Origin of the sequence: Krasilnikovia sp. MM14-A1259, assembly GCF_047159535.1 — a bacterium.
Lineage (GTDB): Bacteria > Actinomycetota > Actinomycetes > Mycobacteriales > Micromonosporaceae > Actinoplanes.
This window is the reverse complement of record NZ_BAAGAJ010000002.1, coordinates 1411874-1426780: the sequence shown is the minus strand read 5'-3', so window position 1 is coordinate 1426780 and position 14907 is coordinate 1411874. Positions and strand designations below refer to the sequence as shown.

The window sequence follows — 14907 nt, the reverse complement described above, 5'->3', positions numbered from 1 at the left end:
TATGTGCGTCGACCGGCCCCGATGCGGTCACCGGTGAACGTCAGGCGCGAAGGCTAGCATCGACGAACGACAACTCCTGCTGCCGTACAAAACGGACGCGGACGAGCCCATCGAAGCTGCGTCGTGACGGTAGGTAAGCCCTTGCGCGACGATGTGACGTGTCCCACCATCGTTTTCTGCGTACTGCCAAGTAACAATCACTCGACGCGAGCACGGACCGTGCTCGTCGGCAACTTGAGCCAGGCACCTCGAACCGCAAGACCTCGTCCCACGTACTGAACGTCAACCGTCTGCTGCGGAGTCGACTGATGATCATTGGTGTAGTCAGGGAGTTGCGCCCGGGTGAGACGCGCGTGGCGGCCACCCCCGCCACTGTCGCGGAACTCGTGAAGCTGGGATACGAGGTGGTGGTGGAAGCCGGCGCCGGTCTCGCGTCGTCGTTCGCCGACGCGGCGTACGAGTCGTCGGGCGCGTCGATCGGTGATGCACTGGTCGCCGACGTCGTGTTCGCGCTCAACCCGCCGCCGCCCGAGCAGCTCGACCGGCTGGCCAAGGGCACCACCCTGGTCGGCATGCTCAACCCCCGGCTGGACCCGGCCCTGGTCGAGGACCTGGCCCGGCGGCCGATCACGGCCCTGTCGATGGACGCCGTACCGCGGATCTCGCGCGCCCAGTCACTGGACGTGCTGTCGTCGATGGCCAACATCGCCGGCTACCGCGCGGTGGTGGAGGCGGCGCACGTCTTCGGCCGGTTCTTCACCGGGCAGGTGACCGCGGCCGGCAAGGTCCCGCCGGCCAAGGTGCTGGTCGCGGGCGCCGGTGTCGCCGGCCTCGCGGCGATCGGCGCCGCGGGCAGCCTCGGCGCGATCGTGCGGGCCACCGACCCGCGCCCCGAGGTCGCCGACCAGGTCAAGTCGCTGGGTGGCGAGTACCTGTCGGTCGAGGCCGCCGAGGTCGAGGTCTCCGCAACCGGCTACGCCAAGGAGATGTCCGACGACTACAACGAGCGCGCCGCCCGGCTCTACGCCGAGCAGGCCAGGGACGTCGACATCATCATCACCACGGCGCTCATCCCCGGGAAGCCGGCTCCCCGGCTGATCACCGCGGACATGGTGGCCTCCATGAAGTCGGGCAGCGTCATCGTCGACATGGCCGCCGCCAACGGCGGCAACGTCGAGGGCACCGTGCCGGGCGAGGCGGTGGTCACCGCGAACGGCGTGACCATCATCGGCTACACCGACCTGGCGGGACGCCTGCCCGCGCAGGCGTCGCAGTTGTTCGGCACCAACCTGGTGAACCTCATGAAGCTGATGACCCCGGCCAAGGACGGCCGGCTGGTGCTCGACTTCGAGGACGTCGTCCAGCGGTCCATGACGGTCGTCCGTGACGGCGAGCTGACCTGGCCGCCGCCCGCCGTGTCGGTGTCGGCCGCCCCGGCGCAGACCCCGGCCCCCGCGGCCGCCGCGGTCGAGACGCACGCGAAACAGCCGGCGTCGACCGCTCAGCGGCTCGGCGTCGTCGGGGCGGGCGCCGCGGTGCTGTTCCTGCTCGCGGCGCTGTCACCGGCCGCCATGCGGGGGCACCTGACGGTGTTCGCGCTGGCGATCGTGATCGGCTACTACGTGATCGGGCACGTGCACCACGCGCTGCACACCCCGCTCATGTCGGTGACCAACGCGATCTCCGGGATCATCGTGGTCGGCGCCCTGTTGCAGCTCGGGCACGGCGACCACGTGGTGACCGTGCTGTCGTTCGTGGCCATCCTGCTGGCCAGCATCAACGTTTTCGGTGGCTTCGCGGTGACGCGTCGCATGCTCGCCATGTTCTCCAGGAGCTGATCTGATGTCCATCGAACCGGCGGCGCAGGCGGCGTACATCGTCGCGGCCCTGCTCTTCATCCTGGCCCTTGCCGGGTTGTCCAAGCACGAGACCGCCAAGATCGGCAACATCTTCGGCATCGCCGGCATGGCCCTGGCGCTGGTGGCCACGGTCGCGCTGGCCATCGCGAACGAACTCAGCGGCGCCGGCCTCGCGCTGCTCCTCGTGGCCACCGCGGTCGGCGCCGCGATCGGCCTGTACCGGGCCAGCCGGGTCGAGATGACCGGGATGCCGGAACTGATCGCGCTGCTGCACAGCTTCGTCGGCCTCGCCGCCGTGCTCGTCGGCTGGAACGGGTACCTGCACGTCGAGGCGGACCTGAACGGCGCCGAGGCCGGCGTGCTGCGCGGCCAGGAACTGCTCGGCATCCACAGCGCCGAGGTCGTCATCGGTGTCTTCATCGGCGCGGTCACGTTCACCGGCTCGATCGTGGCGTTCCTCAAGCTGTCGGCCCGGATGAAGTCCAGCCCGCTGATGCTGCCGGGCAAGAACTTCCTCAACCTGGGTGCACTGGCCGCGTTCGCGGTGTTCACCGCGTGGTTCGTGATCCAGCCCCAACTGTGGCTGCTCATCGTCGTCACCGTGCTCGCCCTGCTGCTGGGCTGGCACCTGGTGGCCTCCATCGGCGGCGGCGACATGCCGGTGGTGGTGTCGATGCTCAACAGCTACTCCGGCTGGGCCGCCGCGGCCTCCGGCTTCCTGCTGGAGAACGACCTGCTGATCGTCACCGGCGCGCTCGTCGGCTCCTCGGGTGCCTACCTGTCGTACATCATGTGCAAGGCGATGAACCGGTCGTTCATCTCCGTCATCGCCGGTGGCTTCGGCATCGAGGCCGGGCCTGCCGACGACACCGACTACGGCGAACACCGCGACATCACGGCCGAGGGCGTGGCCACACTGCTGACCGCCGCCGACTCCGTGATCATCACGCCGGGCTACGGCATGGCGGTCGCCCAGGCGCAGTATGGCGTCGCCGAGCTCACCCGCAAACTGCGGGAGAAGGGCGTCGACGTCCGCTTCGGCATCCACCCCGTGGCGGGCCGCCTGCCCGGCCACATGAACGTGCTGCTCGCCGAGGCCAAGGTGCCGTACGACATCGTCATGGAGATGGACGAGATCAACGACGACTTCGCGAACACCTCGGTCGTCCTGGTCATCGGCGCGAACGACACGGTCAACCCGGCCGCCGCCGAGGACCCCAGCAGCCCGATCGCCGGGATGCCGGTGCTCAAGGTGTGGGACGCCGACGACGTCATCGTGTTCAAACGGTCGATGGCCTCCGGGTACGCGGGCGTACAGAACCCGCTGTTCTTCCGGGAGAACAGCGCGATGCTCTTCGGCGACGCGAAGGACCGGGTGGAGGACATCCTGCGGGCGCTCTGAGCGCACGGGCGGGCCGGGCCGGCATCGAACGCTGCCCGCCCGGCCCGGCTCCGCGCACAGTGGGCGCGCCGCCCTCCTGCTGGTCGTCACAGCACGTCGGGGATGCGTACCTCGATGGTGGTGCCCTCCTCGGGCCGGGAGCGTACCCGCAGCTCGCCGCCTAGCAGGCGGGCCCGTTCGGCCATGCCGCGCAGCCCGTGCGGCCGGCCGTTCGGGTGCAGCGCCTGGCCGCTGGGCTCGAAGCCGCGGCCGTCGTCGGTGACCGTGAGCATGGCGGTGCGGCCGTGCTTGGCCAGGCGGATGACGGCCCGGCTGGCGTTCGCGTGGCGCACGATGTTGTGTACGGCCTCCTGCGCCACCCGGAACAGTGACGTGCTGACGTGCTCGGGCAGCCGCAGGTCCTGCGCGTCCACCTGGATCGGGAGGTTGGGCACGTTGCGGGCCAGGCTGGTCAGCCCGGCCGCGAGGCCGAGGTCGTCGAGGATCGGGCTGCGCAGCCCGGTGATGGCGCTGCGCGTCTCCCCGAACGCGAGATCCGCCAGCGACCGGGCCGCGTCGACCTGCTGCGCGGCGTCGTCGACGTCGCCGGAGTGCAGTGCCGCCGTCGCGGCCGACAGCCGGAAGCTGAGGCTGGCGATGGCCTGGGTGACGCCGTCGTGCAGGTCGCCGGCGATCCGGCGACGCTCCGCTTCCTGCATCGTGACCGTGGTCGCGACCGCGGTGTTGCGCAGGTCCCGGTATCCGTCGATCGCGGTCGCCAGCGCGGCCAGGTGCACCCGCAACGCCACCAGGTCGGCCACCGCCTGCACCGGGTCGACCTCGGCGCGGCTGAACGCCCGGCGCCGCCTGCTGAACACCGCCAGCACGGCCACGGTGGCGCCGCCCGGCACCCGGGCCGGCGCGCACAGCCTTGACACCGGTTCGCCCGGCCCGAGTCCCATCAGCTCCCGGTGCCGCGCGTTGCGCGGGTGGTCGTCGACCAGCACCACCGGGATGCCGTCCGCGGCCACCCGCCCGGTGACGCCGAAGCCGCGCGGAATCCGCAGGCCCGGGCCGCCCGCCGCGGGGTGCGCGGCGCTGAGCACGAGGTCACCGTCGTCGGCCACCCGGAACACGAGGCAGCCGTCGGCCCCGAGCGTGTCGGGCACCGCGGCGGCGACCCGGCCGAGCACCGTGGACAGATCCGGTTCGCGGGTCACCCAGCGCTGCACCCGGCTCAGCAGATCCGTCAATGGAACAGGGATTCGCGCAGGGCCACGGCGACGGCCGAGCCGCGGTCGTTGACCTCCAGCTTGCGGTACAGCCCGCGCAGGTGCGTCTTCACCGTGTCGTCGCTGACCACCAGCCGTGCCGCGATGGCCTTGTTGGACAGTCCACCGACGAGCAGTGCGAGCACCTCGCTCTCGCGCTGGGTCAGGCCGAGCCGGGCGCCGGGCCAGAACTCGCCCTGGCGTACGTGGGCGGCGGCCGAGGCCACCCGGCCGGCCAGGCCGGGGTCGATGACGATGTCGCCGAGCTGCACGTTCTCCAGATGCCGGACCAGCTCGTGGCCGTCGATCCGCTTCAGCAGGTAGCCGGACGCGCCGGCACGCAGCGCCTGGTACAGGTACTGCTCGTCGTCGTACACGGTGAGGAACACGACCCGGGTGGACGGTGCCGCGGCCCGCACCGCCCGGCACACGTCGAGTCCGCTGTCGCGGCGCAGCCGTACGTCGCACAGCACCACGTCGGGATGGTGGGCGGTGACGGCCTGCACCGCGCCCGCCTCGTCCCCGGCGGAACCGATCACCTCGACCGCGCCCGGGAACCGGGACAGCATCGCCCGCAGTCCCTGCAGCACCATCTCGTGGTCGTCGACCAGCAGCACCCGGATCGGGGTGCGGTCAGGCGGGCGCACCGGGCACCCCGGTAACGGTCACCATGAAACTCCTCAAGCGAGCCCGACGGCCCGCTCGTTGTCGGGGTGTGTCCCACCCGATGCCCTGCCAGGCCCGCTCACCAGGCGCGGGGATTGCCCGCCGATGACGCGGCCTTGGTCGGCATTTGCAGGGAATGGTACGGGTCCCGCCGGTCACTGTCGAGGGACGCCGCGACGCTGCGTGGCCCACCGGGAACCGAGCGCGAGGCCCGCGTCGGGCGCGGTGTGCCGGGTGGCGGCTCGCGGAGCTGCCGGCGTTGCGGCGGATCCGTCCGGGGTGCGCTCACCGGGAATATGCCGCCGAGTGTAGACGTCGCAATGCGTCCACGGTGACCCCGGCGGCGAGGGGCCCGTCACTGTCCACCATGTCCCCGCGCTGATAGCCGGGCACGACCGCGGCAGCCCCCGGAAACGGCAGGTGGCGGTGGTAGGCGGACGTCACGACCAGGCAGCACAGCCCGGCCGCGGTGGCGGCGGCCAGCCCGGGCGGGGAGTCCTCCACCGCGACCGCGTCGCGGGCCCCGATCCCGAGCTCGTGCAGGGCGAGCTGGTAGACCTCCGGGTCGGGTTTGAGCCGGGACACGTCGTCACCGGTGATCACGGCGGCGAACGTGACGTCGCCGAAGAGGCGTGCGAGCAGGACGGTCACCCAGGCGCGGCGGCCGGTGGTGGCGACCGCCACGGGTACGCCCCGCTCGTGCAGCTCGGCCAGCAGTTCCGGTACGCCGGGCCGGGCCAGCAACGGCCCGTCGTGCAGCCACGCGGTGTAGTGGGCGGTCTTCGTGCGGTGCAGCTCCCGTGCCAGCGGTTCGGAGTCGGGGACGCCCTGCCCGGCGAGGTACCCGGCCAGGCGGCGGCGCCCCCCGGTGACCGCGAGCAGGCGGCCGTACTCGGGGACACCCCACTCGTACGGCAGGCCATGGTCGCGGAACGCCCGGTTGAACGCGCGCCGGTGCCCGTCGCGTTCGGTCTCGGCGAGCGTGCCGTCCACGTCGAAGATCACCGCGCGCAGCCCGGATGCCGTCATCGTTGGTAGACCTCCTGCATGAGGTGGAACAGCAGCAGCTCCTGCGTGATCGCGAGCGGTTCGCTGTGCCCGCCGTCGGCGAGCCGGCCCAGCCCGCGCGGGATCTCCCGGTCGTGGCCGACCCCGTCCCACAGTGCCTTCTCCAGTAGCCGGGCCTCGTCCGCGGTGGCGTCGGCGTGCACCCGCAGGCAGTCGACCGGGGTGCCGTCGTCGTCGCGGATGATGTTCAGGTGCAGGGCCGCGCCGACGTCGTCGGTGAGCAGCCGGGTCAGCGGCGGGTGCTGGACGGTCGGGCGCAGCAGCAGCTCGGCGGTGGACGGGGTGTCCGGCCGGTCGGCGCCCTCCGGTGCGGGCGCGAAGCGGACGACGATGTCGGCGAAACGCCGCTGCGGCCGGATGTACGCGGCCGAGTCGGGCTCGCGTCGCGCGAGTTCGTGGCGTACCTGCGCCGTGGTGTAGCCACGGCACGTGGTGTCCCGGTGGATCTTCCACCGGTGCCGGATCTCCTCGGGCGGGTCGAGGAAGACCGTGATGTCGAAGCACGCCCGCGACAGCTTGGAGAACAGCGGGAACAGGCCCTCGACGATGACGAACTGGCGGGGCCGCAGGTACTGCGGCCGGGCGAACGTGCCGGTGCGGTGGTCGTACACCGGTTTGAGGATGGGCTGGCCGGTGGCCAGCATCTGCAGGTGCTGCTCCATGATGTCGAGGTAGTTGGCGTCCGGCGACAGTGCGGTCAGCGGCAGCACCCGCAGCTGGGCCCGATCGTAGCGGTGGTAGTCGTCCACGCAGATGGAGGTGCACCGGTCCGCGCCGATCGCGGCCGCCAGCCCCTGCGCCAGGGTGGTCTTGCCGGAGCCGCTGTCGCCGCCGACCGCGAGCATCACCGGCCGGGCCGCGGCGGGTTCGACGACACGGGAGCGCGCCATCCGGATCGCCTTGTCAGACACCGCGGGCCGCCGCGGTCACACCAGACTCCGGCGCTGCATCAGCCGCAGGATCATCGGCGTGAAGATCAGCTGCATGGCGAGTTCCATCTTGCCGCCCGGGGCGACGATGACGTTCGGCCGCGACATGAACGAGTCGTGCAGCATCGACAGCAGGTACGGAAAGTCGATCCCCTTCGGATCGGCGAACCGGATGACTAGGAAGCTCTCGTCCGCGGTGGGGATCGTCCGGGCGATGAACGGGTTCGACGTGTCCACCGTGGGCACCCGCTGGAAGTTGATGTGGGTCTGGGAGAACTGCGGGCAGATGTGGTGCACGTAGTCCGGCAGCCGCCGCAGGATCGTGTCCATCACCGCCTCGTCGGAGTAGCCGCGCTGGGTCCGGTCGCGGTGCAGCTTCTGAATCCACTCCAGGTTGATGATGGGCACCACGCCGATGCGCAGGTCCGAGTGACGGGCCACGTCCGCGTCACCGGTGACGATCGCGCCGTGCAGCCCTTCGTAGAACAGCAGGTCGGTGCCGGGCGGGATCTGCTCCCACGCGGTGAACGTGCCCGGCTCCTGCCCGTACGGGGCGGCCTCCTCGTCGTCGTGCAGGTAGCGGCGGGTGCGGCCGGTGCCGGTGTTGCCGTACTCCTCGAACAGGGTGGCCAGCTCCGGCAGCAGGTTGGCCTCGGGGGAGAAGTGGCAGAAGTTGACGTTGCCCGCCGCAGCGGCCTCGGCCATCGCCTTCTTCATCTCGTCCCGGTCGTAGCGGTGGAACGAGTCGCCCTCGACGATGGCGGCGGTGAGCCCTTCCCGGCGGAAGATGTGCTGGAACGTGCGGGTGACCGACGTGGTGCCCGCGCCCGACGAGCCGGTGATGGCCACGACGGGGTGCTCGGCCGACATCAGCGGCCCGCCCGGAACATCGACCGGACGTTGAACAGCGAACCGTCGAAGCTGTCGTCCTCGGGTTCGCAGTGGTAACGCTCGATGCGTTCGACCTCGGCGCGGGAGCCGAACACCAGCGGGGCGCCCTGGTGCAGCCGTGCCGGGGGCAGTTCCAGCACCCGGGCGTGGCCGGTGCTGGCGCGGCCGCCGGCCTGCTCGATGAGGTACGCGATCGGGTTGCACTCGTACATCAGGCGCAGCTCGCCGGGGCGGCTGGGGTTGCGGCTGTCGGCCGGGTAGAGCACGACGCCGCCGCGGGTGAGGATGCGGAACACGTCCGCGGCCAGCGACGCCACCCAGCGCATGGTGAAGTCGTGGTCGCGGGGTCCGCTGCGCCCGGCCAGGCACTCGCCGATGTACCGGCGTACCGGCGCGGCCCAGAACCGTTCGTTGGCGCTGTTGATGGCGAACTCGCGGGTCCGTTCAGGGACCCGCATCCGCGGGTGGGTGAGCACGAACGCGCCGATGTCGCGGTCCAGGGTGAAGCCGTCCACCCCGTCGCCGGTGGTGAGGATGAGCATGGTGGCGGGCCCGTACAGGGCGAAGCCGGCGCAGACCTGCTCGGTGCCGGGTTGCAGGAAGTCCTCGACCCGCGCCTCGCCGCCGGGGCGGGGGCTGCGCAGCACCGAGAAGATGGTGCCGACGGACAGATTCACGTCCAGGTCGCTGGAGCCGTCCAGCGGATCGAACAGCAGCAGGTACTTGCCCCGCCGGTACGGCGCGGGGATCGGCAGGATGCCGGCCGACTTGCCGGACGCGATGGCGGCCAGGTGCCCGCCCCACAGTGTCTCCGCCACCATCGCCTCGTTGCTGGCCAGGTCGAGGCGCTGCTGTACCTTGCCGGGCCCCGCACCGTCGGCCAGTTCCCCCCGGTTGACCTGATTGGCAATGATCTTCACCGCGGTGGCGATCGCGTTGAGCAGGCCGGAGAAGTCACCGGTCGAGTCGAGGTGCCGGTGCTCCTGGTCGATGGTGTGCCGGGTGAGGGTGATGCGCCCGAGCGGGCCCGCCAGGCCGTCCGCGGCATCGGTCAGATGGGACACGGTGGATTCCCCATGGTCGGGCCGCGTCGGCGGCGTCCGGTGCGGATGCCAGGACCGTACGGGTGGGACGGTGCCGCCTGCCTCACCCGTGCGGGCGGGTGGACTGATGAGATCGGGCCACCCGGAACACCAGCGCGCCCGCCCGCTCCGGATCCGCCAGGTGGTGCAGGAACAGCTCCGTGGTGGCGGTCGGGGCGGCCGTGGTGACCGCGTGCCACGGCCGGCTCAGGGGGGTGCCGGGCGCAGGCACCCGGTGCAGCGTGCCCGCGCGCAGGTGCTGCGCGACTGCGTCCGTGGAGACCAGGGTGACGCCCAGGCCCAGCGCCGCCGAGGACACCACCGCCCCGACCGAGCCGAGTGTCAGCAGCGGCGGGTCGAGTTGCAGGCGTCGCAGTAGCGCCAGCGTCGCGTCCCGGGTGCCGGAACCGGTCTCGCGCAGCAGCCAGGTCGTCGCGGCCAGGTCGGGCGGCGGGCCGGGCGCGGCCACCAGCACCATCGAGTTGGCCCGGGTGGCACGGGTGACCTGGCCCGCGCCCGGGCGACCGCCGATGACCACGTCGAGCCGGTGGTCGGCCAGCAGCGCCGACACCCGGTCGCGGACGCCGATGTCGAGTGTCACCTCCACCTGCGGGTAGCGCTGCCGGAACGACGCCAGCAGCCCCGGGATCAGTGCCTCCCCGGCCGTGGTGACCGCGCCGATGCGTAGCCGCCCGCGTTCGGCGTCCGCGCCGCGGCGGGCGGCGGCGACGCTCTCGTCGAGCAGGCCGAGGATGCGCCGGGCGTACCCGGCGAACACCGCGCCCGCCTCGGTGAGCCGCAGCCCCCGCCCGCTGCGCTCGAACAGTGCCACCCCCACCTCGGCGTGCAGCGCGGCCAGCGACGCGGAGACGGCCGACTCGGTGACCGAGAGCCGCTGCGCCGCGGCGCGGGCGGACCCGCACTCGTGGATCGCCAGGAACGTCTGCAGCCGGGCCGGAGTCATGACACCACAATAGACAAGCATTGACTCAAGTATCGACGGGGAATGCTCGCTGGACGGATTGACTGTCCGGGCGGCAGTGTCGAGCGCATGACCAATGACGACAGGTGGAACCCCGGCGTTCACAGCTACGCGAGCATGGGTTACTACAACGCCGACTACGTCCCCAAGGACACCGACGTGCTGGCCGTGTTCCGGGTGACCCCGCAGCCGGGGGTGGACCCGGTGGAGGCGGCTGCCGCGGTCGCCGGGGAGTCGTCGACCGCCACCTGGACCGTGGTGTGGACCGACCGGCTCACCGCGAACACGCACTACCAGGCCAAGGCGTACCGGGTCGATCCCGTCCCGGGGCGTCCGGGGGAGTATTTCGCGCACGTCGCGTACGACATCGACCTGTTCGAGGAGGGGTCGATCGCGAACCTCACCTCGTCGATCATCGGTAACGTGTTCGGCTTCAAGCCGCTGCTGGCATTGCGCCTGGAGGACATGCGCATCCCGGTCGCGTACGTGAAGACGTTCCAGGGTCCGGCGCACGGCATCGTGATGGAACGCGAGATCCTCAACAAGTACGGCCGCCCGCTGCTCGGCGCCACGGTCAAGCCGAAGCTGGGCCTGTCGGCGCGCAACTACGGCCGGGTCGTGTACGAGGCGTGCCGCGGCGGCCTGGACTTCACCAAGGACGACGAGAACATCAACTCGCAGCCGTTCATGCGCTGGCGCGACCGGTTCCTCTACTGCATGGAGGGCGTCAACCGGGCGATCGCCGAGACCGGCGAGTCCAAGGGCCACTACCTCAACGTCACCGCCGCGACCGTCGAGGAGATGTACGAGCGGGCCGAGTTCGCCAAGGAACTGGGCAGCGTCATCATCATGATCGACCTCACGGTCGGGTACACCGCGATGCAGTCGATGGCCAACTGGGCCCGGCGCAACGGCGTGCTGCTGCACCTGCACCGGGCGGGGCACTCCACGTACACCCGGCAGAAGACGCACGGCGTGAGTTTCCGCGTCATCGCCAAGTGGTGCCGGCTGATCGGCGTCGACCATGTGCACGCCGGGACCGTGGTGGGCAAGCTGGAGGGCGACCCGGCGACCACCCGCGGCTTCTACGACACGCTGCGGCTCGACCATGTCCCGGCCAACCCGGCCAACGGCATCTACGTCGAGCAGGACTGGGCCAGCATGCCCGGGGTCATGCCGGTCGCGTCCGGCGGCATCCACGCGGGCCAGATGCACCAGCTCGTCGACCTGCTCGGCGAGGACGTCATCCTGCAGTTCGGCGGCGGCACCATCGGGCACCCGATGGGCATCGCGGCCGGCGCCGAGGCCAACCGGGTCGCGCTGGAAGCCATCATCAAGGCCCGCAACGAGGGCCGGGACCTGCTCAAGGAGGGCCCCACCGTGCTGCGCGCCGCGGCCCAGCGCTGCGGGCCGCTCGACGCCGCACTGTCCACCTGGGGCGATGTCACGTTCGACTACGCCGCCACCGATGCCCCCGACGTCGTCGTGACCGCGAGCCGATAGGAGACCACGACATGTACCTGCGCCACGGAGCCTTCTCCTACCTGCCCGAACTGACCGACGACGAGATCGCCGCCCAGGTCCGGTACGCCCTGGACAACGGCTGGCCGGTCTCGATCGAATACACCGACGACCCACACCCCCGCAACGTGTACTGGGACATGTGGGGCCTGCCCATGTTCGACCTCGCCGAACCCGACGCGGTGCTGCGCGAGATCCTGGACTGCCGGGCCGCGTTCCCGCAGCACTATGTGCGGGTGCTGGCGTACGACGCGCGGCTGGGGCGGCAGACCACCGCGCTGAGTTTCCTGGTGCAGCGGCCGGCACACGAGCCGGGCTTCCGGGTGGTGCGCACCGAGGCCCACGACCGGGTGCAGCGGTACTCGTTCCAGCCGTACGCGACCGAGGCGCCCGCCGGCGAACGGTATCCGGCCGAATGACCGCCGGCTTCTCGATGCGGCCCGCCGCCGCGGTCCAGGAGCCGGAGCTGCTGGACCGCGACGCGCGCATCGACCTCAACGCGGACGAGGCGGCCGGCAAGGCCCGCGCGGTGCTGGCCGACTTCGACACCGAGACGGTCGGGCTCACCGCGGTCAAGCGGCGCCTCGCCGAGATCGCCGCGCTGTTGCTGGTCAGCCGCGCCCGGGCCCGGTTCGGGCTCACGGCCAGCAAGCCGTCGCTGCACATGAGCTTCACCGGCGGCCCCGGCACGGGCAAGACGACCGTGGCGATGCGCATCGCCGAGATGCTGCACGCGCTGGGCTATCTGCGGACGCCGCGGGTCGTCGCGGTGACCCGCGACGACCTGGTGGGGCAGTTCATCGGGCACACCGCGCCCAAGACGAAGGAGGCGATCGCCCGGGCGGCGGGCGGGGTGCTGTTCATCGACGAGGCGTACTACCTGCACCGGCCGGAGAACGAGCGGGACTACGGGCAGGAGGCCATCGAGATCCTGCTGCAGGAGATGGAGTCCGGGCGGGGTTCGCTGGTGGTGGTGTTCGCCGGGTACGCCGACCGGATGGAGAAGTTCCTGTCGTCGAACCCGGGGCTCAGCTCGCGGGTGGCCCACCACATCCGGTTCGACGACTACAACCACGACGAGCTGGTGCAGATCGCGGAACTGATGCTGTCGCGGGACAGCTACCAGTTCACGCCGGACGCGCGGGCGGCGTTCGAGTCGTACGTCGACCTGCGGATGGCGATGCCGCGGTTCGCCAACGCGCGCAGCATCCGCAACGCGCTGGAGCGGTGCCGGTTGCGGCAGGCGATCCGGCTCGCGGCGCTGACCGAGCCGATCGGTCTCGCCGAGCTGACCACGCTGACCGCGGCGGACGTACGCGGCAGCAGCGTCTTCGCCCAGGCGGGCTGAGCCCCGCCGCCGGCCCGGAATGTCCCGGGGGTCCCTCACCCCCGGGCGTTCCGGGCCGATGTCTTGATCAAATCCTGAGAAAATGCTCATGACACTCCGTCGCGAGACGATCACTAAGCGCAGTCACCCAGGTTGCAAGGGTGGAGTTGCGGAGTCTCCAAGGAGTTCACATGCTTATCCAGTACATCCAGGCACTGCTGTCGTCCGTCCGGCGGCACGACGACGAAGGCGCCACCGCGGTCGAGTACGGCCTGATGGTCGCGCTCATCGCCGTCGTCATCATCGGCGCGGTGATCCTGCTCGGCGACAACCTCAGCAACATGTTCGGCGGCGTCGCCGACTCCGTGAAGGCCCCGGCCGGACCGTGAGCCGCAGCGGGCGTGGCCGGCCCGCGCGGTCGGCCGCGCCCGCGGGCCGGCCGGGGGGACCGGCCCCGGACCAGGGGGCGGCAGCGGTGGAGATGGCCATCGTGCTACCGCTGCTGCTGCTGCTCCTGTTCGGGATCATCGACTTCGGACGGGCACTCAACGCGCAGATCACGCTCACCGAGGCGGCCCGCGAGGGGGCCCGGGCCACCGCCATGGGCCTCGACGGCCGGGCCCGCGTGACGTCCGCGGCGGGCACCGTGCCCGTGAGTTCGGTACAGGTCACCGTCTGCGGCGCCGACCTGACCCGCGATGCCGTCGTCCAGGTGTCCTCCGGCTTCCGCCCGGTGACCCCCGTGGGGTCGCTGATGGCGATGTTCGGCGGGCGCTCGGACGGATCCTTCACCATCACCGCACGAGGAGTCATGCCATGCGTCGGCTGACGCTGTTTCCCCGGCCCCGCCGCGACGACGACGGCGCGATCGCCGCCACCGTCGCCGTGGTGCTCGGTGTGGGCGTCCTGCTCGGCGTGGCCGCCGTGGTCGTCGACGTGGGCCGCCTGTACGCGGAGCGCGAACAACTGCAGAGCGGGGCCGACGCGGCCGCGTGGGCCGTCGGCGAGGTCTGCGCCGTCACACCGGTGCAGTGCGCCGGCCAGACCGGCACGGCCGGCCGGTACGCGAACAGCAACGCCGCCGACGGCGCCGCGAAAGTGACCGAGATCTGCGGCACCGGCAGCGGCCTGGCGCGGTGCACCGCCACCGCCACCAACCGTACGGGCTGCCTCGGCACCGCGCCGCAGGACGCCCGCTACGCCGAGGTGCGCGTCGAGACCCGGCTGGCCGACGGCTCGACCGTGCTGCCCTCGGTGTTCGCCCGCGCCTTGGCCGGCGGGGACCCCGGTACCACCGTCGGCGGCTGCGCCCGGGTCGCGTGGGGCCCGCCTCGCGTGGCGCAGGGCTTCGCGGTCACGTTCTCGCTCTGCGAGTGGGACACCCTCACCAACGCCGGGGCCACGCTCTGGCCGGCGACCGGAACCCCACCGGCGAGCGCCGAGCGGGTCGTCCACCTCCACGACAGCCAGGGCAACCCGGTCTGCCCGGCCGGTCCGGCCGGCTGGGACCGGCCCGGCGGGTTCGGGTGGCTCGACGACCCGACCGCGTCCTGCACCGCGATCGTGCAGGCGGACGGCACGTTCGACGGCGACACCGGCAACTCGGCGTCGCACCCGTGCAAGGACGCGCTGCAGGCGGCCCGGCAGACGCGCAGCATGGTGCTGATCCCGGTGTACGACAACGTCCGCGGGCAGGGCGCGAACACGGAGTACCACCTCGTGGGCTTCGCCCCGTTCGTGCTGACCGGATACCTGCTCTCCGGCTTCTCGGCGCCCTCCTGGCTGACCAACCTGCAAAGGTGCAGCGGCCAGGAACGGTGCCTGTACGGCTACTTCGTGCGCGGACTGGTTCACGCGACCGGCTCGCAGATCGGCGGCCCCGACCTCGGCGCCGCCGTGGTCAACCTGGTCGGCTGAGTGGGGCGGGGGA

Annotated in this window: 15 protein-coding genes; 8 read left to right on the top strand and 7 right to left on the bottom strand. The window is 71.5% G+C overall.

From position 1 onward, the window contains the following. Positions 1-308: 308 nt before the first annotated feature. Together ACMCNK_RS06055 and pntB are read left to right on the top strand one after the other, a co-directional pair. Positions 309-1838 carry a Re/Si-specific NAD(P)(+) transhydrogenase subunit alpha gene (locus tag ACMCNK_RS06055; protein ID WP_412735416.1) on the top strand — a complete coding sequence of 510 codons (1530 nt, stop codon included), beginning with the start codon at positions 309-311 and terminating at the stop codon, positions 1836-1838. Positions 1839-1842: 4 nt separating this feature from the next. Then, positions 1843-3261 carry a Re/Si-specific NAD(P)(+) transhydrogenase subunit beta gene (pntB, locus tag ACMCNK_RS06050; RefSeq protein WP_412735415.1) on the top strand — a complete coding sequence of 473 codons (1419 nt, stop codon included), beginning with the start codon at positions 1843-1845 and terminating at the stop codon, positions 3259-3261. An 86-nt stretch (positions 3262-3347) separates the two neighbouring features. On the opposite strand, the gene ACMCNK_RS06045 is transcribed toward pntB, so the two are convergent. The 7 genes from ACMCNK_RS06045 to ACMCNK_RS06015 all read right to left on the bottom strand — a co-directional run bounded on the left by ACMCNK_RS06045 (position 3348) and on the right by ACMCNK_RS06015 (position 10111). Next, a complete protein-coding gene (locus ACMCNK_RS06045) occupies positions 3348-4493 on the bottom strand; it encodes a GAF domain-containing protein (protein ID WP_412735414.1) in 1146 nt (381 codons plus the stop codon). Then, complete coding sequence (locus ACMCNK_RS06040; protein WP_412735413.1) at positions 4490-5158, bottom strand: response regulator; 669 nt, start codon at positions 5156-5158, stop codon at positions 4490-4492. The genes ACMCNK_RS06045 and ACMCNK_RS06040 overlap by 4 nt, the downstream gene beginning before the upstream one ends. A 304-nt stretch (positions 5159-5462) precedes the next feature. After that, positions 5463-6206 (bottom strand): HAD-IA family hydrolase, encoded by a 744-nt coding sequence (locus ACMCNK_RS06035; protein WP_412735412.1) that lies wholly within the window; start codon positions 6204-6206, stop codon positions 5463-5465. After that, positions 6203-7135 carry a phosphoribulokinase gene (locus ACMCNK_RS06030; RefSeq protein WP_412735411.1) on the bottom strand — a complete coding sequence of 311 codons (933 nt, stop codon included), beginning with the start codon at positions 7133-7135 and terminating at the stop codon, positions 6203-6205. The genes ACMCNK_RS06035 and ACMCNK_RS06030 overlap by 4 nt, the downstream gene beginning before the upstream one ends. A 36-nt stretch (positions 7136-7171) precedes the next feature. Next, positions 7172-8044: a phosphoribulokinase gene (locus ACMCNK_RS06025; protein ID WP_412735410.1), complete on the bottom strand. Its 873-nt coding sequence runs from the start codon at positions 8042-8044 to the stop codon at positions 7172-7174. After that, positions 8044-9129, bottom strand: coding sequence for a class 1 fructose-bisphosphatase (locus ACMCNK_RS06020; protein WP_412735409.1), 1086 nt, complete (start codon positions 9127-9129; stop codon positions 8044-8046). Before ACMCNK_RS06020 ends, ACMCNK_RS06025 begins: the two co-directional genes overlap by 1 nt. Before the next feature lie 82 nt (positions 9130-9211). Beyond that, complete coding sequence (locus ACMCNK_RS06015; protein ID WP_412735408.1) at positions 9212-10111, bottom strand: LysR family transcriptional regulator; 900 nt, start codon at positions 10109-10111, stop codon at positions 9212-9214. 87 nt (positions 10112-10198) lie between these two features. Here ACMCNK_RS06015 and ACMCNK_RS06010 point away from each other — a divergent pair, with 87 nt between their 5' ends. From ACMCNK_RS06010 to ACMCNK_RS05985, 6 genes are all read left to right on the top strand, one after another. After that, complete coding sequence (locus tag ACMCNK_RS06010) at positions 10199-11632, top strand: form I ribulose bisphosphate carboxylase large subunit (RefSeq protein WP_412735407.1); 1434 nt, start codon at positions 10199-10201, stop codon at positions 11630-11632. Positions 11633-11643: 11 nt separating this feature from the next. After that, positions 11644-12069 carry a ribulose bisphosphate carboxylase small subunit gene (locus tag ACMCNK_RS06005; RefSeq protein ID WP_412735406.1) on the top strand — a complete coding sequence of 142 codons (426 nt, stop codon included), beginning with the start codon at positions 11644-11646 and terminating at the stop codon, positions 12067-12069. After that, a complete protein-coding gene (locus ACMCNK_RS06000) occupies positions 12066-12998 on the top strand; it encodes an AAA family ATPase (protein WP_412735405.1) in 933 nt (310 codons plus the stop codon). The genes ACMCNK_RS06005 and ACMCNK_RS06000 overlap by 4 nt, the downstream gene beginning before the upstream one ends. 170 nt (positions 12999-13168) lie before the next feature. Then, a complete protein-coding gene (locus ACMCNK_RS05995) occupies positions 13169-13366 on the top strand; it encodes a Flp family type IVb pilin (RefSeq protein WP_412735404.1) in 198 nt (65 codons plus the stop codon). Between the two features lie 86 nt (positions 13367-13452). Next, positions 13453-13806: a TadE family protein gene (locus ACMCNK_RS05990; protein ID WP_412735403.1), complete on the top strand. Its 354-nt coding sequence runs from the start codon at positions 13453-13455 to the stop codon at positions 13804-13806. Next, positions 13794-14894 (top strand): pilus assembly protein TadG-related protein, encoded by a 1101-nt coding sequence (locus tag ACMCNK_RS05985; protein ID WP_412735402.1) that lies wholly within the window; start codon positions 13794-13796, stop codon positions 14892-14894. Before ACMCNK_RS05990 ends, ACMCNK_RS05985 begins: the two co-directional genes overlap by 13 nt. Positions 14895-14907 lie beyond the last annotated feature (13 nt).

Excerpts from the sequence above, each read along its gene's own strand:
- ACMCNK_RS06055 (WP_412735416.1), top strand. The coding sequence starts at position 309 with ATGATCATTGGTGTAGTCAGGGAGTTGCGCCCGGGTGAGACGCGCGTG.
- pntB (WP_412735415.1), top strand. The coding sequence starts at position 1,843 with ATGTCCATCGAACCGGCGGCGCAGGCGGCGTACATCGTCGCGGCCCTG.
- ACMCNK_RS06035 (WP_412735412.1), bottom strand. The coding sequence starts at position 6,206 with ATGACGGCATCCGGGCTGCGCGCGGTGATCTTCGACGTGGACGGCACG.
- ACMCNK_RS06030 (WP_412735411.1), bottom strand. The coding sequence starts at position 7,135 with ATGGCGCGCTCCCGTGTCGTCGAACCCGCCGCGGCCCGGCCGGTGATG.
- ACMCNK_RS06025 (WP_412735410.1), bottom strand. The coding sequence starts at position 8,044 with ATGTCGGCCGAGCACCCCGTCGTGGCCATCACCGGCTCGTCGGGCGCG.
- ACMCNK_RS06015 (WP_412735408.1), bottom strand. The coding sequence starts at position 10,111 with ATGACTCCGGCCCGGCTGCAGACGTTCCTGGCGATCCACGAGTGCGGG.
- ACMCNK_RS06010 (WP_412735407.1), top strand. The coding sequence starts at position 10,199 with ATGACCAATGACGACAGGTGGAACCCCGGCGTTCACAGCTACGCGAGC.
- ACMCNK_RS06005 (WP_412735406.1), top strand. The coding sequence starts at position 11,644 with ATGTACCTGCGCCACGGAGCCTTCTCCTACCTGCCCGAACTGACCGAC.
- ACMCNK_RS06000 (WP_412735405.1), top strand. The coding sequence starts at position 12,066 with ATGACCGCCGGCTTCTCGATGCGGCCCGCCGCCGCGGTCCAGGAGCCG.
- ACMCNK_RS05995 (WP_412735404.1), top strand. The coding sequence starts at position 13,169 with ATGCTTATCCAGTACATCCAGGCACTGCTGTCGTCCGTCCGGCGGCAC.
- ACMCNK_RS05985 (WP_412735402.1), top strand. The coding sequence starts at position 13,794 with ATGCGTCGGCTGACGCTGTTTCCCCGGCCCCGCCGCGACGACGACGGC.